The sequence below is a fragment of the Xanthomonas floridensis genome (assembly GCF_001642575.1).
GTDB classification, from domain to species: domain Bacteria; phylum Pseudomonadota; class Gammaproteobacteria; order Xanthomonadales; family Xanthomonadaceae; genus Xanthomonas; species Xanthomonas floridensis.
On sequence record NZ_LXNG01000009.1, the window covers coordinates 39,653 to 58,401 of the forward strand.

Consider the following 18,749-nt stretch of genomic DNA (forward strand, 5'->3'; position numbering starts at 1 on the left):
CGTAGCCGCACCGCGTACGTCATGCAGAAGCTGGACGCCCGCTGCGCGGGGTGTGTCGCAACGACTCAACGACTGTCGCCGACGCTTGGCATAGGACAAGAATGCGTGGCGAAGAGGGCGGCGCAAGGCCTGGTGCCAGGCTCCGCGCAGTCGCATTGCGCTGCTGCGCGGAGCCTGGCACCTATGGCTCACCAGCGATACGCCACCGACATCTGGTATTGCCGTCCGGCAATCGGCCGGCCCATGAACACCCCGCCGGTCGCCGCACCCGGCACGCGGACGTTGCCTTCGGTGAGCCCCAGCGTATCGGTGACATTGCTGCCGCTGGCGGTCACCTCCCAATGCTCGCCGACGTGCAGGTTGGCGCCGATATCCAGCATGTCGTAGGAGGGCAGGCGCTGGCTGTTGGCCAGGTCCGCGAAGCGATCGCCAATGTAGGAATAGGTGGCAAACACTTTCAGGTCGCCGAATGGCAGCATCCAGTAGTAGCTCGGCGTCAGCCGGAACTGGCGCTTGGGCTGGCGCATCACCTGGTTGCCGGTGAACTCGCGATAGTTGCGGTATTTCGCATCCAGCCACACGCCGGTGCCGGCCAGCTCGAAGCCGCCGAACGGGCGGATGGCACCTTCCACCTCCAGGCCGCGCGCGCGCGAATCGCCCACTGCGGTGAAGTTGTCGCCGTTGGACAGGAACGCCTGGAACGGGGAGTTCTTGAAGGTGTTGTAGAACGCGGTCAGATACAGGTCGTAGCTGCTGGCGCCGGATTTGAGGCCCAGCTCGTATTGGTCCACTTCCTGTACGCGGTTCTGTCCGTCGCGCAGATTGTCGAAGCCGGGAAACTTCACCCCGGAGTTGACGCGTGCGAACAGGCTGTTGCTGTCGTTGAGCTTGAAGTTCAGGCCTGCGGTCCACGAAAACGCCTCATCGTCCTGATCGATGCGCCGGGTGGTTGCCAGGGCCAGCGATGTGGCGTTGTCGTAGAGCGTGGCCGGGTTACCGTCCAGATCCACCGTGCTGGTGTCGTGCACATTGCCGGTCACGCTCTGGCGCTCGTAGCGCGCGCCCAGGTCCAGCCTCAGGCGGTCGTTGAGTTCCCATTCGTCGGCGACGAAGGCCGCGATGTTTTCGCCGTCGTAGTTGGCGCGCAGGTTGAGGAACGCGGTGCTGGTGAAGCCCTGGCGCGTCGCCTGGCGTCCATCGTCCAATGCCACGTCGATGCGACGTGCGTTGTTTTGCGCGGTGAGCAACATGGTGTTGCCCAGGTACCAGGTGTCGGCAGAGGAATACTTGGCGTAGTACGCACCCATGGTCAAGGTATTGCCTTCAAATAGCGCACGGCTCAGTCGCAGATCGTTGGTAACCGAATTCAGGCGCTTGTCCACCGACCACCAGCCGGCTTCGAGCACCTGTTGATTCGGGTCGACTGCGCCGCCGCCGTTGGTGTACGTCGCGCTGCCGGTGGTGCCGTAGCCGGCAATGAAGTCGCTCAACCGCAGTGGTGCGTCGCCGGTGAACAGCGCATAGGTCGGCGCGCTGCCGCTCATCACGTTGAAGCGGTCGGCGATGGTCCAGTCGCCCACCTCCCAATTCAATTCGCCACCGAACACATCGATGTTGACGCCGCGCCCATCGGCCAGGTCGCGTTGCAGGCTCTGGCCGTTCGGGCCCACCAACAGCTCCACATTGCGGAAATCGCGGCCGAGCAGGGTGCCGGTTTGCGCATTCAGACCGGGAAAGCTGGACAGGTCGTTGCCGTTGTTGCGCGACAGCAGCGGAATGGCGGTGTAGAACGCGTTGTTGTCGTCGGTGTGGCGCGCATAGAACGACAGCTCGCCATTGTCCCAGCGCTTGCTCAAGGTGGCACTGAACTGGCCGCCCTTGTCAGCGGAGAACTGCGGGTCGCGTACGCCGTCGGTCTCGCGAAAAAATCCGCCTACGCTGTAGTACCAGCCATTGCCCATCGGGCCGCTGTTGAACACATCAATGCGGCGTAGCGCGTTGTTGCCGCCGGTCAGGCGCACGCTGCCCTCCGGTTCGTCCTGGCTCTTCTTCTGGATGAAGTTCACCGTCAACCCGGGCTGGCCGTTGGAGAAGATCGGGCTGGAGCCGCCACGCAGCACTTCCATACGCTCGACGGTGTCATCGACCCGGAACAGCGTGGAATTTTCCAGGAACGACAGCGTGGGCGGCGGAAACAGCGGCGAGCCATCCAGTTGCATGGTCACGAATGGCGCGTCGCCTTCGGAGGGCATGCCGCGCACGAAGATATTGGCACCGGTGCCGCCGCCGCTGGGCTCGGCCCATACGCCCGGCACGATCTTCAACAGGTCGGCGGTACTTTGCGGGACGGCTTGTTGAATCTGCTCCGGACTGGCGGTGGTGATCGAGAAGCTGGCATCGCGCTTGGCCAGGCCCTTGAAGCGTGCCGTACCGCTGACGATCACGGCATCCAGGGTGGTGGCATCCGGCGTGCCGGAGGCAGCGGGCGATGTCTGGGCACGGCCATCGGGCGCCAGCAGTGCGGCGGCAACGGCGAGCGAGAGGGTGTAACGGGGTGCGGGAAAACGCATGCGCAAGGCTCCTGGTCTCACTGCGAGAGGACTGCCGCGACGCGTGTGGTGGCGCATGCAGCGGCAGGCAGTGCACGCGCAAGTGCGCGCCGTATCGGCGCATCATTTGCGCCCCCTGTCAGCGCATTGCACGGAAGTTGTACCGCAGATGCGCCAGCGCACGTTGTGCGACGCAGCAGCTAGCGGCTGCGCCCGCATGCATGTACTGCCTCGCAAGGGCTCGCAGCCGTGCGGGATGGGGCGTGTATCGATGTACACAGCCTTGGCGCAGGCGATGGCTGCGGCGACCCCAGCGCAGCGACCCAGACGACTGTTTAACCACCAGGCGGACGCGGGCACTGCCCGGAATGTGATCTCCCCTCGTGCGCTGCACCGACCAGATGGCGGTTGCGCGCCAGGTGTTGTCGGCCACTCAAAAACAAGAGGCCGCCCGAAGGCGGCCTCGCTTCTACCCGGCGGGGGAGAGAGACCGCCGTCAGAAGAACAACCGCACGCCGAACGAGGCGCTGCGGCCAGGAAGCATCACATCGTCCTTGAGGAAGGAGGTGTGCACGCGTGCGTCCTGGTTGGTGAGGTTGTTGCCGTCCAGGAACACTTCCCATGCCGTGCTGCCGTGGTCCATGTGATAGGCTAGGTGCGCATCGACAAAGGTATAGCCGTCGGTCGGCGTTTCGTTCACCGCGACCTTGTCCTGCTTCATGGTGCGGGTGGCGCCGAGCGAGGCGCGCCATGCATCGGCATTCCAGCGCATCTGCGCACCGACGCGGCCCGGCGCGATGCGCGGCAGATTGCCGCCATCTTTCAGGCGCGCACGCACGGTATCGCCGAACACGCGCAGGTCCCACGCGCCGGTGTCGTTGTTGGCCAGGTGGAAGGTCGCTTCGCCTTCGAAGCCGTGGAAGATCGCATCGGCCTGCGTCCACTGGCGGATCGGCAGGAAGTCGTTGTCTTCTTCGTTGAACCATTGATTGCCGGTGTCGACGATGTAGACGAAGTCGTTGTAGCGGTTGTAGTACGCCGACACCTTGGCATCCACCCATTCGTTCTGGAAGTTGAGTCCCAGCTCGGCCTGGTTGGCTTTTTCGGTCTTCAGATCCGCATCGCCGATCTCATAGGCGAGGGTGGCGATATGCGGGCCGTCGGCGAACAGTTCTTCTTCGGCCGGAGCGCGCTCGGCATGGTCCAGGTTGGCGGTCAGGCGCCACTGCTCGTTGAAGCGGAAACCGCCGCTGGCCGAGAAGCTGGTCGGGGTGAAGTCGCGGTCCACGCCGATGTCGGTCTGGTACTTGACCTTGTCCACGCGCGCACCGACTTCGGCGGTCACCCGCTCCCAGCTGTTGCGCGCCACGGCGAAGGCGCCAAGCGAGCGGGTATCGGTCTTGGGCACGAAGGACTCTTCGCCGATCGCCTGGAAGGTGGTGTCGCTGCCCTGCAGGCCGAATGCGGTCTGCCAGCCGCCGCCAAAGGTGAAGGAGGCTTCCACGCGGCCTTCGTTGGCGCGCTTGGTGAACACGGTGCCCACTTCGGCGCCTTCGAATTCGGTGTGCGCGTAATCGGTGTGGCCGAAGCTGTAGCGCAGCGCGCTGCCTTCGCCCCAGGGATCGGTCAGCCCACCCTTGAGGTCGTAGCGATCCTGCTGCAGCTTCAACGACACCCCGCGCTCGCCGATCGTCGGGTCGCCCGGCTCGCCGGGGTTGCCGTAGTTGTCGCGGAAGCGCGAGGCCGACACGCCGACGAACCCCCAGTCGCCGGACAGCGATGCACCGATCGAGCCCACCTTGGAATCGATCCAGCTATTGAGCTGGCGGCCCTGCGGGGTGTCGTAGTCGTTCTGGTTGCGGTACACGCCATCGGCATGGATCGACAGGCCGCTGCCGTTGCCGGCATCGACGCGGAACATGTCGGTATTGCCGTCCTTGTCGCCGCCGTCAAAACGCACTTCGGCGCGCCCGCTGAAGCCGTCTACCGGCGTTTCGGCAATGCGGCCATCGACCACGTTGACTACGCCGCCGATCGCGCCGGAGCCGTACAGCAGCGTGGACGGACCCTTCAACACTTCGATCTGGTTTGCCAAAAACGGCTCGATGGCTGGCGAATGGTCCTGGCTGACGGTAGACACGTCCTGGGTGGACAGGCCATCGCGCAGCACCGCCACGCGCGGGCCATCCAGACCTCGGATGATCGGCCGGCCCACGCCGGGGCCGAAGTTGGAGCTCTGCACGCCCGGCAGGCTGGCCACGGTTTCGCCCAGGCTCGAACTGCGCACCTCGTCCAGACGCTCGCCGGCCAGCACCTCGACCGGTCGGCTCAATTCGCCGGCCGCATCGCGCAGCGGGCTGGCGGTGACCACCACCTTGTCCAGGTCCTTGATATGCCGGCCGCTGGAATGGGTGGCGTCATGCCGGGTGTCCGAGGTCGGCGGCGTCTGCGGGTCGGCAACGGCCGGGGCGTCGTCAGCCATGGCCAGGGCAGGCGTCAGCAGACTGGCCAGTGCCAGGGACAGGGTGGAGCGGCGCAAGGAGGTAGCAAGGGAGGGGGGCATGTCGACCGGACTCTCTAAATTGTTACTGTATATCAATAGGGTGGCGCAGCTTGCCTGCTGCGCCGACGGCAAGGCCCGTCCTGCGCGATGCAGTGGTGCGGGCCTGGAACAAGGAAGATGTTATATTATTCCACGTCGCCGCGAGTACCTGCTGGAAGTCATGCCTCTGCCCACACTTCGCCATTTGATGGACCGCTTCGGTGCAACCGGGTCGCTGCTGTGCGCCGTGCACTGCGCGGTGCTGCCGCTGGTGCTGGCCCTGGCCCCGTCGCTGGGGTTGTCGTTCTGGCTGGGCGACGGGGTCGAACTGGCGATCGTCGTTTTCGTGACTCTGCTTGGGCTTTTCAGCCTGGTGTTGGGGTATCGCCGCCACAAGGCGCTACACGCACTCGCGTTGCTGCTGCCGGGCCTGGCGCTGCTGTGGCTGGGCCTGTTGTACGACCCGTTGCACCACTCGGTGGTGCCGCACGCGGTGGTGATGACGCTGGGCGGCGCCCTGGTAGGGATCGCGCACCTGGTCAATCTGCGCCTGAATCACGGGCATGGGCACGTGCACGACGCGAGTTGCGCGCACTGACGATGCGCTGACAGGCAGCTGCGCGATGGTTGCAGTCAGCGATTAGGAAGCCTGTTTCATTCCGGTGCCAGGCCGGCGCCGGTCGCTGACCGCCGGGCACCGCCGATGGTGGATCTGGTCCAGAGATGGCTGGTTCACAGCTTGGCAGGCCCCACGGCTGCGCGGCCCCGGGCCGACGTGGTAGGCTTGCCGGCCTTGCGCGAGGGCGCCGCTCGGTGCAACCCTCGCCAGACCCGTGCCAGCACGGGAATTTGTATTCACATTCAGGAGTCGACGAAATGGGTAAGGGTGACCGTAAGACCGCCAAGGGCAAGCGCTACAACGCCAGCTACGGCAATTCGCGTTCGCACGCGGTGAGCAAGGTTGTCGTGGGTGCAGCTGCCCCGGTTGCCAAGAAGGGCGTGGTCAAGGCGCCGGCCAAGAAGGCCGTTGCCAAGAAGACCGTCGCCAAGGCCAGCTGACCCCAGCCCGCTTTGCGATCTGAAAAACGCGGCGCTTGCGCCGCGTTTTTTTATGTCCGATGTCAGCGCGACAGGCTGGTCGTCTGCCTGCTGGCGTGCCTGGGTCACGCTGGACCACGTGGACCCGGCGGCGCGTCACCGCCATTGGCCCCTGGGGCAAATCGGCGCAAGCCAGTCAACAGTGGCTCGCGCAATGGCATCCAGCGCTGCTGTCCGAGATGCACCGGAGACAGCCTGCGCGCCTCGATGGTGCAACAACGTCTCTAGTGCGCTGTGTCCGCAGCCGGTGCGGTGGTCTTCGCCGCCGGGGCCAGCAACTGCTCGGCCAGCCCACGATAAATCGGCGTTTTGCACACCAGCCCCGACACCGCGCGTGCAATCAACACGGTGGCCAGGATCGGCAGCAGCATCTGGCTGGTGTCGGTGAGCTCCAGCGAGATCACCGCCGAGGTCAGCGGTGCCTGGGTCACGCCAGTGAGATAGGCGCACATGCCCAGCAGCACGAAGGTGCGCGGGTCCACGCCCGGCATCAGCACCGACAGGTTGTGGCCAATGCCGGCACCCACCGCCAGCGCTGGCGAGAACAGGCCGCCCGGAATACCGGCCAGGTACGAGACCAGGTTGGCGAGGAGCTTCATCAGGCCGAATTCGTGGCCGACCACGGCATGCCCCTGCACCAGGCTGCGCGCCTGCTCGTAGCCGGTACCGAAGGCACCTTGCCCGAACACCACCGCCAGCCCGACCAGGGCGACGCCGCACAACGCGGCCAGCAGCACCGGATGCCGTTGGCGCAGTGCGCCCAACCAGCGCGGTTTGCCGCTGACGCTGGCCAGCACCAGCCGCGCGAAGATACCGCCGAGCAGGCCGGCCACACTGCCGCATAACGCAATCGCCAGCCATGCACGGCCCAACGGCAGCGCCACCGCCACCTTGCCGAAATACGTGTAGCTGCCCAGCAGGCCCAGCGACACCACGCCACCGACGATCACCGCGGTGAGCAAGGTGCCGGAGAAGCGGTGCTCGAAGCGCCCGCTAAGTTCTTCGATCGCAAAGACCACGCCGGCCAGCGGGGTGTTGAATGCCGCCGCGATGCCGGCGGCGCCGCCCGCGAGCAAGAAATGCGAGAGCTCGCGCGGATCATGGAAGCCAAACCAGCGCCCGAACACATGCATCAGGCTGGCACCCACATGCACGGTCGGCCCTTCGCGCCCGACCGATGCGCCGCCGAGCAGCGACAGCGTGGTCAACGCAAGCTTGCCCAGCGACACGCGCAGCGACAGGTTGGTGTCGCGAAATGCCGGGTCCGGATGCTCCAGCGCGGCGATGACCTGCGGAATGCCGCTGCCGCGGGTGGGCCGCAAGGCGCCGGAAGTGAGCCAGGCGAGCAGGGCAAAGATGCCCGGGGTCAGCAGCAATGCCCACCAGATCGAATGCGCGGTGATGCGTTGAAACAACTGGAAGGCAGCATCGCTGGCCTTGGCGAACACGATGGCAACCAGGGCCACCGCGATCGCGCCGCCCCACAGTGCGGCGCGACGACGCCAGCCTTCGCTGGACAACAGCGGCCGCAAGCGACGCGGCGAGGGATCAGAAGCAGACATGGCCCCATTGTCGCATCCGCGCGCTGCAGCGGGTGTGCGCAGTGCTCAGTGCGTAGCGTCCGGTGGCACGCGCAATGCCGGCAGCAGCGTGGCCGGGTTGCCATCGTTAGGCGCGGCCTCGATGCCCAGCAGGCGCGTCATCAAGGCATAGACGTCGACATTGTCGAAGCCCGGCAAGGTCTTGCCCTGCGCCAGATCCGGTCCTTGCGCCACGAACACCGCACGCATCGAGGGCAGGGCGGGATCGAAGCCGTGCGAGCCGCGCATGCCCTGCTGCGGACGCTTGGCCAGTTTGTCCGGGAACAGTGCATCCCAGCCTTCGTGCATCTGGCACACGATGGGTGCAATACGTGGGTGGGTGCCGTAATGCCAGCGTGCCGGTAGCTGTGCCTTGCGCCAGCAGTCGTAGTGCGCATGCGCGCCGAGCAGATGCGCCTCGGCTTTGGCCTGCTGCCCGGGCAGTGGCACGAACCCGATCACCTGGCCGTCGGTGGTGGCCGTGGCAAGCCCGGGCAGCGCCATGGATTCCACGCTGATGGCATGGCCGGACGGCACCTGGGCCATGCCATGGTCGGAGACCACGATGATGTTGGTACGCGCGCGGGTGCCGTCGCGCTGCATGCCGTCCAGCAGCCTGCCGATGGCGGCATCCACCGCGCGCACGGCATCGGCATAGTCGCGCGATTCCGGGCCGTGGTCGTGGCCGGCTTCGTCCACCTGTTCGAAGTACAGCGTGACCAGGCGATTGCGCTGGACGCCGTCGGCCTTGAGCCAGCCGCGCACCGCGTCCACGCGTGCGTCCAGGCACACACCCTCTTCGTAATGGCGCCACTGCGAGGGGCGCACGCCCTGGATCGCCGCTTCGCTGCCCGGCCATGACCAGGTGGCCGCACGCAGGCCGGCACGTTCGGCGCCCACCCACAGCGGTTCGCCGCCCCACCAGCGTGCATCGCCTACTGCCTCGGGCTTGCTCAGCCAGAAACCACCCAGTGCCGGGTCGCGCATGCTGTTGTGCACGATGCCGTGGTGGTCGGGCCGCAGGCCGGTGATCAGCGTGTAGTGGTTGGGAAACGTCAGCGACGGGTACGAGGGCGTCATCCAGCGCGCACGCACGCCATCGCGGGACAGCTGCGACAGCGTCGGGGTGATGCCGCGATCAAGCATGTCTGCACGCAGGCCATCGATGGAGATCAGCAGCAAGGTGTGCGGGCCATCATCCGCTGCTGCCGTGGCGGCCGGCGGGGGGGATGCGCTGGCCGAGTGCGCCTGGGCACTGGGCTGGAGGGGCTGGCTGGTACAGGCGGCGAGCAGGGCCGTGGCTGCCGCGGCAACCACACAACGTCGGTCGATCATGTGGCCCAGTGTACGGGGCAGCGATGACGTCGCGAAGTCATCGCGAGCCTGCGGCGGGGGCATCGGCGAACAGATCGCCGGCGCGTGCGATCGGCTGTGGCGACCAGCCTTCCAGTTGCAACAAGGCCTGTTTGGTCGGCAGCCCGCCGCCGAACCCGGTCAATGCCCCGTTGGCACCGATCACGCGATGGCAGGGCAGCACGATCGGCAGCGGATTGCGTCCGTTGGCCGCGCCTACCGCGCGGCTGGCAGCGGGGCGGCCCACCGCCTGCGCCAGCTGCGCATAGCTCCAGGTCTGGCCGAACGGAATCTGCGCCAGCGTGTGCCAGACCTCGAGCTGGAAGGGTGTGCCCACCGGTGCCAGCGGCAGGTCGAAGCGGCGTCGCCCCCCATACAGATAATCGAGCAATTGCTCGCGCGCCTCGCGCACCAGCGCGGCGTCCGGATCGTGCACCCAGCGTGCGCGTCCGGCGGCGTCGTAGCGGTTCTGCGCGAACAGGATATGCCGGACGCCGGCCTGGTCGGCGGCCACGGTCAGGGTGCCGATCGGCGACGGGAAAAGGTCGTAATGCACGGTGCTCATGGGCGGGATTCCTTGCGGTCGGCGGCGAGATGCCACAGGTGCAGCACGGCGTAGGCGCGCCACGGGCGCCAGGCCTGCGAACGCGCGTCGGTAGCGCGTTCGCTCAGCCGCAGCGGTGCGCCGAGTACCTGCTGCAGGATCAGGTCGCCGGCCGGAAATGCATCCGGATGCGAGAGCGCACGCATGGCGATGTAGTGCGCCGTCCACGGCCCGATACCGGGCAGGGCGACGCACGCGGCGACGAACTCGGACAGGCGCTGGCCGGCGCCGAAGTGCAGCCGGCCCTGTGCGCAGGCGCAGGCCAGTGCGCGCAGGGTGGCGGCGCGTGCGCCCGGCAGCCCGAGCTGTTCCAGCGGCGCCTCGGCCAGCTGTGCGGGCGTGGGGAAACTGCGATCCAGCCCTGGCGGCATCTCGGCATGCCGGCCGCCGTGGCGCTCCACCAGCCGCGCCGCCAGCGTGGCCGCGCCGGCCACGCTGATCTGCTGGCCCAGCACCGCCCGCACCGCCACTTCAAAGCCATCCCATCCCCCCGGCACGCGCAGGCCGGGCCGGCGCGCGATCGCCCCGGCCAACAGCGGTTCACATGCCAGCGTGGCGTGGACGGCTTGCAAGTCGGCATCCAGATCGAACAGCCGACGCACCCGGCGCACGATCTGCGGAATCTGGCGCGGGTCGGTGGCGCCGATGCGCAGCAGCAGCTCGGCCCGCTGCGGCGCGGCGACAACCTCGATCAAGCTGGCGTTTCCTGGCGTACCGATCACGCGCCGGTAGCCGCTGGCATCGACCTGCTCGATCCCCGGAATCGCCCGGCGCTGCAGAAATGCCAGCATCGCCGGCCAGTCCAGAGGAGGGCGATAGCTCAGGCGCAGCGTGAGTTCGCCGCCCGGTACCTCGGCGCGCTGCTTGCGTAACGCCGACGGCGGCATCCCGCACCCTTCCAGGAACGCCGCATTGAAGCGACGCAGGCTGTTGAAGCCGGCGGCGAGCGCGACTTCGGTGACCGGCAAGGCGGTTTCGGTCAGCAACTGCTTGGCCAGCAGCAGCCGGCGCGTGCCATGCACCTGGATCGGCGTGGCGCCGAGCTGCTGCACGAACTGCCGCTGCAACTGCCGCGCACTCACGCCCACCGCATCGGCCAGCGTCTGCACCGGCTGCTCCTGCAGCACGCCTTCGGCAATCATCGCCAGTGCACGTTGCACGCTTTCTTCGCCCAGGTGCTGCTGCGCCTGCGGCGACAGCTCCGGCCGGCAGCGCAGGCACGGCCGATAGCCGGCCGCACTGGCCGCCGCCGCGCTCGGGTAATAGCTGACGTTGCCCGGCTTGGGTGGTGGCGCCGGACACACCGGCCGACAGTAAATGCCGGTGCTGCGGACGGCGGTGAAGAACAGCCCGTCGAAGCGCGCATCGCGCGCCAACCGGGCGCGGTCGCATTGAATTCGATCTGGCGTCATCGTCTGCATGGCGCCAGTCTATGCGCTGGCTCGCGCCACGGCTGGCCGTTTTCGGACAGGGTTGCTGCCTGGATGTCTCCCGCCCGGATATTCTCTGCCGGATTGATCAGCCAAGACGTGAAACAGGACGCAGGGATGATTGTTCCCAGACATTGGGCCGAGGCCCGTATCCAGCATCGGGAAGGCCGGCGCAGCATCACCGTCCGCCGATTCGGATGGTCCGATGAAAGCTACGCTGCGGCTGAACTGCATGCGCGTGGTCGTGCCGGTGAGGCGCTCGACGCGATTCTGAGCGGCACGCCGCTGCCGCGGAGGGAAAGGCTCGCGGCCTATGGAGAAGGCTTGCCGATTCGCGAAGAGATCGTCGTGCAGGAAGGTAGTCTGGTGCTTACCCGCAACAGCTATGGCGCCTTGTGCCTGAACACCCCCAATGTGCTGTTTGCGGATGTGGATTTTGCACATTTGCCGCGTAGGGGCCTGGGGGTTGGTTGGGGTTTGCTGATCTTGGTGAGCGTGATGTTGCTTGGTACTTTCCAATTCCATCTGTTCGGCGGGGTGATACTGGCGACGGCGGTGACTTGGTTATCGAACAGTCTGGCGAGGTCTTGGCGCCGTCATCGGTTTTGTCGCGCAGGCACACCAGAACAGCAGGCCCGGCAGCGTATCGATGATTTCGCAGCCGCACACCCGCAGTGGCACCTGCGGCTGTATCGAACGCCTGCTGGGTTTCGTCTGCTGGCGTTGCACCGCTGTTTTGAGCCGGATGACGCAGAGGCCGCCGCTTGTTTTTCGCAACTCGGCGTTGACGCGGTCTACGCCCGGATGTGTCGTATGCAGCAATGCTTTCGTGCTCGGGTAAGCCCCAAGCCGTGGCGTGTGGGCATTCATCGACGCATCCGTCCCCCCTATGCCGCGTGGCGCGCCGAGCACGCAGCGCTACCGGAGCGCCTGCGGTGGATTGCAGGCTATGAGGGCGCCAGTACCGCCTTCGCAGCATGCAGATACATCGCCTCATTTGGCGAGGAGCGCAGTGTGACCGAGGCTGCTCGACATGTGCAGGAACGCCACGACGCTTGGCGCCGTGCGGATCAGCCGCACCTGCAACTGGCATGACAGGTCGCGTATTAAGGCAGGGTTCGGGGGCTGCGGCGCGTCCGCCCTAGACTGAGAGCCCGCTCACGCTCCTGTCTGGTGCTCATCTCGATGCTCAAGCCGCTTTGTCTGTCATTTGCTTGTGCACTGCTGCTGGTTGCCTGCGACCGCAGCGGCACATCCGCTGATGCTGCCGGAGCACAGCAGGGTGGTGCAGCGCAGGCAGGCGATGGCGACCACATGGTGTCGGTGGATACGCCCGAGCCGGTGGCGCCACCGCCCCGTCCACGCGCGCAGGCGGGCGAGGCGGGCTGGCCGCAGGCGGAACTGGAAGCGGGCCAGGCCTGGATCAGCTGCGCGACCGATTACAGCAAGGAGGCCGGCGATGGCATCTTGCTGCCGGCGCTGGACCGGCCCAGCGTAGAAGCGGCGCTGGCGCCATGCCGCGAGACCGGGCTGGTGCGGGTGCGCTATGCGGGCAAGATCAACGCCGGTTTCGCGGCGCTGGTGTGGCGGCTGGCCGCAGTGGCCGAGCAGTGGAAGTTGCCGCATCGCATCCTGGATCTGGATTCCAGCGGTGGCCAGGTGGAGGCCGCGATCCGCGCCGGCGACACCATCGGCGAATCCAACTGGACCATCTGGGTGCGCGAAGGCTCGATCTGCCATAGCGCCTGCGTCTTCGTGCTGGCGGCCGGCGACAACCGCCTGGTGGCCGGCAAGGTGGGCATCCACCGGATGATGCGGATCAGCTCCAAGGCGACCTCGCGTGCGGAGCTCAATCGCGAATTGCGCGAGGTCTACGGCAACGTCAAGGATTATCTGGAGCGTAACGGTGTGGCGGTGGCGGTGGCCGACCTGATGATGACGGTGCCCAACCGCAGCCTGCGGCTGCTGACGATGGAGGAGCTGCGCGAGTACGGCCTGGATGGCACCAATGCCGTACAGGACGACCTTGAACGCATCCGGCAGATGCGCAAGTGCGGCGATGCGTTCGTGCGGCGCAAGGATGCGTTTTTGGTGGCGTTCGATCAAAAGTGCAAGGGCGAGGGCGCCGACCTGGATGCGGTCAATGCCTGTGGCCTGGCACTGAAGCAGCGCTTCGGTTTTCCGGATGCGGCCTGCCCGGAAGAAAGCCCGCTGGCCGAAACCGATGCGGCGGCCCTGCCGGTCACGCCGGCGCTGGATGCGCAGGATGGGGCGCCGGTCGACGCCACGCAGCCGCTCGCACCGGCTGCCGAACCGGCCCGGGATGCTGCACGGGCCGATTCGTCGGCGCCTGCGCCTGCCGACGGTTGAGGCCGTTGCAGCTTTCACGCGTATCGCACTGAGCGCTGCCTATGGTCGCTGCATAAAACCGGGTCAGGGGGCAGTATGCGAGGCAAGACCAAAGGCGTTCTACTGGCGTACCTGCCATCGGCGTTGCTGGTGCTGGTGGGCTTCGGCGTGGCCGAACTGCTGCGCCTGGCCGCCGAGGCAATGCGCGAGCAATGGCCGGCAACGCTGGCAATGTGGCTGAGCCTGGCGGCACTGATTGCAGCCATTGCGCGGGCGTTCTGGGTGAGCTGGCGGCTGTGGCGGCCGCGCGGGGTGGCTGCGGTGCCACCAGCTCCTGGTGGCGAGGTTTAGGGCGATAGCCACACCGACTGCACAGCCTTAAGGCCGGCGCGGCGGCTGTCTGGATTCCTCACCTACCACCGTGCGCGCGGGTTCCTGTGCGCCGCCCATGCACTGATGACTGCTGGCGATGGTGGATCAGCCATGCCTGAGTCCCTCCAGCAGCAGTTCCACTCGCTGCCCGGCTGCACTGTTCCTGAGGACGCCATCTATTCGATTCGATCAGCGATCTACCCGACATGTCGCCGATTGCAGGTGATCGCACTCGTTGCTTGTTTTGCACAGGTCGCGGCATAGACTGCGCCACTGGCCGCACGGTGTGCGGCTCACCCTTCCATCCGATCCAGTCAAGGTGCCTGTCCATGCGTCATCCTCGTTTGCTTGTTGCGCTGGTGTTTGCTCCAGCGCTGGTGTTCGCGCAACAACCGCAGTCTTCCGACCGCGCAGCCACCGCACCTGCGGCACAACCGGCATCTGTCACGCGCACTGCGGCGACGGCGCAACCGGCGGCTGCGGCGCAGAAGCCGGCCGCGCCGGCGCTGAGCCCCGCTCAACAGGCTCAGGTAGCCAAGCAGGACGTCGAGATGACCCAGGCCGCCTTGCGCGTGGCGCAGATGGTCGACACCAACAAGGCCGCGGCGATCTGGGATGGCGCCTCCCGCGTGGCCAAGACCGCGGTCAAGCGCGATGCCTTCGTGGCGCAGTTGGGCGGCGAGCGCGCGCGCCTGGGTGCGGTCGTCGGTCGCGGCCAGAGCTCGGTGACGCGGGTCAAGTACGGTCCTGGCGCACAGGTGCCTGAAGGGCTGTACGTCAACGTCAGTTTCCCGACCCGGTTCGCCAATGCGCAGCAGCCGGTGCGCGAGCTGGTGTCGTTCCGCCTGGACGAAGACAAGACCTGGCGTGTAGCGGGCTACAGCCTGCGCACGGCGGTGAAGTGATGCCGCAACCGGCCAGGAGACGCGCATGCAACTGACGATCGAGCTGAAGATGCTGGGCTGGGCCATGGTGCTCGGCCTGGTGCAGCTGCTGGCCGCCTCGGCCAGCATGACTGCCCAGCGCGGCACCAAGTGGAACGCAAGCGCACGCGATGGCGATGCCAAGCCGCTGACCGGTGTGGCGGCTCGCCTGGATCGCGCATTCCGTAACTATCTGGAGACCTTTCCGATCTTCGCAGCGGCGGTGCTGGCGGTGAGCGTGGCGGGGCGTACCAGTGCGGACACTGCACTGGCGGTGCAGCTGTACCTGTGGGCGCGCGTGGCCTATGTGCCGGTCTATGCGGCCGGTATTCCGTACCTGCGCAGTGCGATCTGGGTGGTGTCGTTCTGGGGCATCGTCAAGCTGGTGCGTGCACTGCTGGGTCTGTGATCCGACACCGGCCGCGATGAGGACGCTGCCTGGCCAACGTTGGCGGCCCGGGTAGGCAGACCAAAGGCATGCCTAAAAGATGCAGCGCTTGATCTGGATCAAGCGCTGCACAGCGTGCCGGCTCTAGACTCCCTGCATCGGCAATCACGGATACACGGCATGCAGAAGGTGGATATCGCGATCATTGGTGCCGGGCCGGTAGGTCTGAGTCTTGCGCGCGCGCTGGCTGGCACCGGCCTGTCGCTGGTGTTGATCGATCAGCAGCCGCACGCGCAGCTGGCCGACCCCGCCTTCGATGGGCGCGAGATCGCGCTGACCCATGCCTCGCACGCCTTGCTGGAGCAATCGGGCATCTGGCAGCAATTCCCGGCCGAAGCAATTTCGCCTCTGCGCGATGCGCGGGTCATGGACGGACAGTCTTCATTTGCGCTGACCTTCGCCGCCTCTGCACCTGGCGCGGGCGATCTCGGCTGGCTGGTGCCCAATCACCTGATCCGGCGCGCCGCCTGGCAGGCGGTACAGGGGCAGGACGGGGTGGCGTTGCGCTGCGGTTGCAGCGTGCGCGCGATCGAGCACAGCGGCACCGGCGTGCAGCTCCAACTGTCCGATGGCCAGCGGCTGTCGGCGCGTCTGCTGGTGGCTGCCGACAGCCGGTTTTCCAGTACCCGGCGCCTGCTTGGTATTGGTGCGCAGCTGCGTGACTTCGGCAAGACCATGCTGGTGTGTCGCATGCGGCATGCGCTGCCGCATCACCATGCGGCGTGGGAGTGGTTCGGCTATGGCAAGACGCTGGCATTGCTGCCGCTGCATGGCAATCGCGCCGGCGCGGTGCTGACCTTGCCGCCGCGACGGATCGAGGCCTTGCTTGCGCTCGACGCCGTGCGGTTCGGCGCTGCGATGACCGATGCATTCGAGCACCGCCTGGGTCCGATGGATCAGGACGGCAGCCGGCATGCGTATCCATTGATCGCCAGCTATGCACAGCGCTTCGTGAGCGAGCGCGCGGCGTTGATCGGCGATGCGGCGGTGGGCATGCATCCGGTCACCGCCCACGGGTTCAACTTCGGACTGCAGAGCCAGGCACGCCTGGCCGAGCGCGTGCGTCGAGCGGCGGCCAGCGGGCGGGACATTGGCAGCGCCGTGCTGCTGCACGACTACGAGCGCGCGCATCGCGTCGCCACACGCCCCTTGTACGAGGCCACCAATGCCCTGGCGGCGCTCTACACGGACGATCGCCTGCCGGCACGGCTCGCCCGAGCGGGAGCGCTGCGGGCCGCGCATGTGGTGGCGCCATTCAAGCGGGCGATTGCTGCGCATCTGGTCCAGCGGGGTGCCTGAGGCGTTGCGACTGTGGCGCGAAAATCATCACCTGTTGCACCACGCTGCCTCAGCCCGGCGCACTAGCGTTTGAAGCCTGTTTCCATGCCTGATGGAGCCATGTTGCGCACCGGCCACGCATCCTTGCGCATGCCGCAAGCGCGCTGGCTAAGCTCAGCGCAAGGCGTCTACCCGCGCAACGATCGCCTCGATCGCGGCCTGCGCATCGCCGCAGCGCAAGGCCTGTTCCAGTAGCGGAATTACCCAGGCGCAGCCGGCCTTGGTCACGTCCGCGCGCCAGTCGCCACGCCAGCCTTCCAGCTCGTGCAGCGCCAGCATGCTGCAGCCGCCGCGCTCGGCATGGCCGCCGCGGATGGAGTGCTCCAACCAGAACGGCGTTGCCGAACCGATGGCGATCGAAAATACATGGACGTCGTGCTCCGGGTCGTCGGCCGAGGGTGCGATGTTGCGCTGGCCGATCTCCACCACCTTCATTCGGCCGGTGCCGCGTCCGGGTCCATCGCCATCACGCGAATCTCCACATCCTCCAGCTGCACCACCTGACCGGGACGAATCTTGGCGGTCTTGCGCAGCTCCTGCGCACCGTCGACGTTGACCGCACCGCTGGCGACGATCGCCTTGCCCTGGCCGCCGCTGTCGGCGAGGCCAGCCAGCTTGAGCAACTGGTGGAGCTCGATGTACTCGCCGTCGATGTCGAATTCCAGGATCTGCATGCTGCGCTCGTTGACGAAAAGAGAGCGATTATCCGCCTGCGGTAGCCGACAGCACCACCACCGATTGCGCCGCACTGGAGGACGCCGTCGGTGGTCCTGGCCCGGGCACGGTCTGGGTCAGCAGGGGCGCATTCGACGCAACCCGGCACGCTCACTGGCGCCGGAAGTGCGCGATCTCCGCCAGCAGGCGCGTCGCGCGGGTCATGCCGCGCCCGGCATGTGCGTCGTCCAGGCGATCCAGCCAGGGATGGCGCGCGTGCTGCAGGCGCCGGTAGCCATACCAGGTGCCGACGATGCCGATCACGCCGAAGACCGCATTGAGCAGCAGCCACCCGTGAGGCAGGCCGATACCGGTGAGCCAGCGCCAGAGGCTGTCGGCCACCGCCACCCACAGCAGCCAGAACGCCATGCCCAGCCAGGGCGCCACCCGTGTGCGCCAGCGGCGCAGCTGCGCGAGCGCCTGCTGGGTCTGCAACAGCGGCCCGGCAAAGTCCAGTCGCGCCAGCAGCTGCAGTTGCCGTACCGCCGACAGTGCCAGCGCCACACACCACAACTGCAGCAGCACGCCGCCGATGATCGCCGCCATGTCGTCTCCGCTGCCGCTCCAGCTGCGCGCCACCACGCTGCCCAGCGCGATGGCGCACAGCAGCTGCGCCGATTGGCTCAGCCACAGCGGGCGCAGGCTGGCGTGCGCGGCGTTGCTGTGGGCTTGCTCACGCAATTGGCCGATCTGCGCGGCCTGTTGGTCCAGGCGGTGTTCCAGGGTGGTCCAGGCGTGGTGCATGTCATCCAGTTCCATGGCGGCTCCAGTGCGGTGGTGAGGTCAGAGGTCGGTGCGAATGCGGGCTTTCAGGCGGCTGAGTTTGGTGGCGACATTGGTCTCGCTGATGCCGAGCACCTCGCCGATCTCGCGGTAGCTGTGTTCGTCCAGATAGAGCAGCAACAGGGCACGGTCCAGCGGCGGTTGTTGCGCGATGAAGGCATAAAGCGCATGCACCTGCTGCTCGCGGACGGGGTCGTGTGCCAGTGGATCGGCGATGCGATCGACCACCGCATCCAGCGCGATCGGTTCGCCGGGCATCCGGCTGCGGCCGCGCAGGTCGCTGATCGCCACGTTCAGCGCGATGCGGTACATCCAGGTGGAAAAGCGCCGGCCCGGGTCGTAGCTGGGAAAGGCCCGCCACAGCTGGGCGGCGATTTCCTGGGCGAGCTCGTCGCGGTCGTCGCGGTCGCGGCAATAGCTGGCCGCGACCTTCAGCGCAATGCCGCGGTGCTGCTGCAGCAGGCTGCTGAAACGGGCTTGGAGGTCTGTGTCCAGGGGCATGGGGCAGGGCGTGAGGAGGAGAAAAGGTTGGCTTGAGGGGATGATTCGCTGGCGCGGGCAAATCCTCACAACCTGAACGGACTGTCACGGCCCTTCGACAGCAGGGGGGGTAAGGGCGCACACTATGCTGCTTTGCGCCTGCCGGCTCCGTGCGGCGCCTCCGGA

At 66.9% G+C, this 18,749-nt stretch carries 18 protein-coding genes; 8 read left to right on the forward strand and 10 right to left on the reverse strand.

What is annotated here, in order from left to right; all coding sequences use genetic code 11:
* Positions 1–188: 188 nt before the first annotated feature.
* Both A7D17_RS05840 and A7D17_RS05845 read right to left on the reverse strand, forming a co-directional pair.
* On the reverse strand, positions 189–2,570 hold the full coding sequence (locus tag A7D17_RS05840; protein WP_064508236.1) for a TonB-dependent receptor: 2,382 nt from the start codon (positions 2,568–2,570) through the stop codon (positions 189–191).
* Between the two features lie 475 nt (positions 2,571–3,045).
* Positions 3,046–5,112, reverse strand: a complete 2,067-nt coding sequence (locus A7D17_RS05845; protein ID WP_064508237.1) for a TonB-dependent receptor — start codon at positions 5,110–5,112, stop codon at positions 3,046–3,048.
* Positions 5,113–5,272: 160 nt separating this feature from the next.
* Here A7D17_RS05845 and A7D17_RS05850 point away from each other — a divergent pair, with 160 nt between their 5' ends.
* Together A7D17_RS05850 and A7D17_RS05855 are read left to right on the forward strand one after the other, a co-directional pair.
* Positions 5,273–5,689 carry a MerC domain-containing protein gene (locus A7D17_RS05850; protein ID WP_064508238.1) on the forward strand — a complete coding sequence of 139 codons (417 nt, stop codon included), beginning with the start codon at positions 5,273–5,275 and terminating at the stop codon, positions 5,687–5,689.
* Between the two features lie 278 nt (positions 5,690–5,967).
* On the forward strand, positions 5,968–6,150 hold the full coding sequence (locus tag A7D17_RS05855) for a 30S ribosomal protein THX (protein WP_003487537.1): 183 nt from the start codon (positions 5,968–5,970) through the stop codon (positions 6,148–6,150).
* 263 nt (positions 6,151–6,413) lie between these two features.
* Here A7D17_RS05855 and A7D17_RS05860 read toward each other — a convergent pair whose 3' ends face one another.
* From A7D17_RS05860 to A7D17_RS05875, 4 genes are read right to left on the reverse strand one after another with little or no spacing between them, the layout of a single operon-like run.
* Positions 6,414–7,751: a chloride channel protein gene (locus A7D17_RS05860; protein WP_064508239.1), complete on the reverse strand. Its 1,338-nt coding sequence runs from the start codon at positions 7,749–7,751 to the stop codon at positions 6,414–6,416.
* A 45-nt stretch (positions 7,752–7,796) separates the two neighbouring features.
* Positions 7,797–9,104, reverse strand: a complete 1,308-nt coding sequence (locus A7D17_RS05865) for an alkaline phosphatase family protein (protein WP_064508240.1) — start codon at positions 9,102–9,104, stop codon at positions 7,797–7,799.
* A gap of 37 nt (positions 9,105–9,141) precedes the next feature.
* A complete protein-coding gene (locus A7D17_RS05870; protein WP_064508241.1) occupies positions 9,142–9,687 on the reverse strand; it encodes a methylated-DNA--[protein]-cysteine S-methyltransferase in 546 nt (181 codons plus the stop codon).
* Positions 9,684–11,147 carry an AlkA N-terminal domain-containing protein gene (locus tag A7D17_RS05875; RefSeq protein ID WP_064508242.1) on the reverse strand — a complete coding sequence of 488 codons (1,464 nt, stop codon included), beginning with the start codon at positions 11,145–11,147 and terminating at the stop codon, positions 9,684–9,686. Before A7D17_RS05875 ends, A7D17_RS05870 begins: the two co-directional genes overlap by 4 nt.
* Positions 11,148–11,273: 126 nt before the next feature.
* Here A7D17_RS05875 and A7D17_RS05880 point away from each other — a divergent pair, with 126 nt between their 5' ends.
* The 6 genes from A7D17_RS05880 (at position 11,274) to ubiM (ending at position 16,547) form a co-directional block, all read left to right on the forward strand.
* Positions 11,274–12,251, forward strand: a complete 978-nt coding sequence (locus tag A7D17_RS05880) for a hypothetical protein (RefSeq protein ID WP_064508307.1) — start codon at positions 11,274–11,276, stop codon at positions 12,249–12,251.
* Between the two features lie 90 nt (positions 12,252–12,341).
* Positions 12,342–13,526, forward strand: a complete 1,185-nt coding sequence (locus A7D17_RS05885; RefSeq protein WP_064508243.1) for a COG3904 family protein — start codon at positions 12,342–12,344, stop codon at positions 13,524–13,526.
* Positions 13,527–13,601: 75 nt separating this feature from the next.
* Positions 13,602–13,856, forward strand: a complete 255-nt coding sequence (locus A7D17_RS05890) for a hypothetical protein (protein WP_029219334.1) — start codon at positions 13,602–13,604, stop codon at positions 13,854–13,856.
* A 350-nt stretch (positions 13,857–14,206) separates the two neighbouring features.
* Positions 14,207–14,782, forward strand: coding sequence for a DUF4019 domain-containing protein (locus tag A7D17_RS05895; RefSeq protein WP_064508244.1), 576 nt, complete (start codon positions 14,207–14,209; stop codon positions 14,780–14,782).
* Between the two features lie 25 nt (positions 14,783–14,807).
* A complete protein-coding gene (locus A7D17_RS05900; RefSeq protein WP_064508245.1) occupies positions 14,808–15,209 on the forward strand; it encodes an MAPEG family protein in 402 nt (133 codons plus the stop codon).
* A 159-nt stretch (positions 15,210–15,368) separates the two neighbouring features.
* A complete protein-coding gene (ubiM, locus tag A7D17_RS05905) occupies positions 15,369–16,547 on the forward strand; it encodes a 5-demethoxyubiquinol-8 5-hydroxylase UbiM (protein WP_064508246.1) in 1,179 nt (392 codons plus the stop codon).
* Positions 16,548–16,700: 153 nt separating this feature from the next.
* On the opposite strand, the gene A7D17_RS05910 is transcribed toward ubiM, so the two are convergent.
* From A7D17_RS05910 to A7D17_RS05925, 4 genes are all read right to left on the reverse strand, one after another.
* Positions 16,701–17,021 carry a hypothetical protein gene (locus A7D17_RS05910; RefSeq protein ID WP_064508247.1) on the reverse strand — a complete coding sequence of 107 codons (321 nt, stop codon included), beginning with the start codon at positions 17,019–17,021 and terminating at the stop codon, positions 16,701–16,703.
* On the reverse strand, positions 17,018–17,260 hold the full coding sequence (locus A7D17_RS05915) for an RNA-binding S4 domain-containing protein (RefSeq protein ID WP_064508248.1): 243 nt from the start codon (positions 17,258–17,260) through the stop codon (positions 17,018–17,020). Before A7D17_RS05915 ends, A7D17_RS05910 begins: the two co-directional genes overlap by 4 nt.
* A 151-nt stretch (positions 17,261–17,411) precedes the next feature.
* Complete coding sequence (locus A7D17_RS05920; RefSeq protein ID WP_064508249.1) at positions 17,412–18,059, reverse strand: hypothetical protein; 648 nt, start codon at positions 18,057–18,059, stop codon at positions 17,412–17,414.
* 24 nt (positions 18,060–18,083) lie between these two features.
* Complete coding sequence (locus A7D17_RS05925) at positions 18,084–18,584, reverse strand: RNA polymerase sigma factor (RefSeq protein ID WP_064508250.1); 501 nt, start codon at positions 18,582–18,584, stop codon at positions 18,084–18,086.
* Positions 18,585–18,749: the final 165 nt, after the last annotated feature.

What these genes read in the sequence shown, in the direction of transcription:
- A7D17_RS05895 (WP_064508244.1), top strand. Translation starts at nt 14,207, where the DNA reads ATGCGTCATCCTCGTTTGCTTGTTGCGCTGGTGTTTGCTCCAGCGCTG.
- A7D17_RS05850 (WP_064508238.1), top strand. Translation starts at nt 5,273, where the DNA reads ATGCCTCTGCCCACACTTCGCCATTTGATGGACCGCTTCGGTGCAACC.
- A7D17_RS05925 (WP_064508250.1), bottom strand. Translation starts at nt 18,584, where the DNA reads ATGCCCCTGGACACAGACCTCCAAGCCCGTTTCAGCAGCCTGCTGCAG.
- A7D17_RS05860 (WP_064508239.1), bottom strand. Translation starts at nt 7,751, where the DNA reads ATGTCTGCTTCTGATCCCTCGCCGCGTCGCTTGCGGCCGCTGTTGTCC.
- A7D17_RS05910 (WP_064508247.1), bottom strand. Translation starts at nt 17,021, where the DNA reads ATGAAGGTGGTGGAGATCGGCCAGCGCAACATCGCACCCTCGGCCGAC.
- ubiM (WP_064508246.1), top strand. Translation starts at nt 15,369, where the DNA reads ATGCAGAAGGTGGATATCGCGATCATTGGTGCCGGGCCGGTAGGTCTG.
- A7D17_RS05855 (WP_003487537.1), top strand. Translation starts at nt 5,968, where the DNA reads ATGGGTAAGGGTGACCGTAAGACCGCCAAGGGCAAGCGCTACAACGCC.
- A7D17_RS05890 (WP_029219334.1), top strand. Translation starts at nt 13,602, where the DNA reads ATGCGAGGCAAGACCAAAGGCGTTCTACTGGCGTACCTGCCATCGGCG.
- A7D17_RS05865 (WP_064508240.1), bottom strand. Translation starts at nt 9,104, where the DNA reads ATGATCGACCGACGTTGTGTGGTTGCCGCGGCAGCCACGGCCCTGCTC.
- A7D17_RS05880 (WP_064508307.1), top strand. Translation starts at nt 11,274, where the DNA reads ATGATTGTTCCCAGACATTGGGCCGAGGCCCGTATCCAGCATCGGGAA.
- A7D17_RS05875 (WP_064508242.1), bottom strand. Translation starts at nt 11,147, where the DNA reads ATGCAGACGATGACGCCAGATCGAATTCAATGCGACCGCGCCCGGTTG.
- A7D17_RS05915 (WP_064508248.1), bottom strand. Translation starts at nt 17,260, where the DNA reads ATGCAGATCCTGGAATTCGACATCGACGGCGAGTACATCGAGCTCCAC.
- A7D17_RS05900 (WP_064508245.1), top strand. Translation starts at nt 14,808, where the DNA reads ATGCAACTGACGATCGAGCTGAAGATGCTGGGCTGGGCCATGGTGCTC.
- A7D17_RS05870 (WP_064508241.1), bottom strand. Translation starts at nt 9,687, where the DNA reads ATGAGCACCGTGCATTACGACCTTTTCCCGTCGCCGATCGGCACCCTG.
- A7D17_RS05845 (WP_064508237.1), bottom strand. Translation starts at nt 5,112, where the DNA reads ATGCCCCCCTCCCTTGCTACCTCCTTGCGCCGCTCCACCCTGTCCCTG.
- A7D17_RS05920 (WP_064508249.1), bottom strand. Translation starts at nt 18,059, where the DNA reads ATGGAACTGGATGACATGCACCACGCCTGGACCACCCTGGAACACCGC.
- A7D17_RS05840 (WP_064508236.1), bottom strand. Translation starts at nt 2,570, where the DNA reads ATGCGTTTTCCCGCACCCCGTTACACCCTCTCGCTCGCCGTTGCCGCC.
- A7D17_RS05885 (WP_064508243.1), top strand. Translation starts at nt 12,342, where the DNA reads ATGCTCAAGCCGCTTTGTCTGTCATTTGCTTGTGCACTGCTGCTGGTT.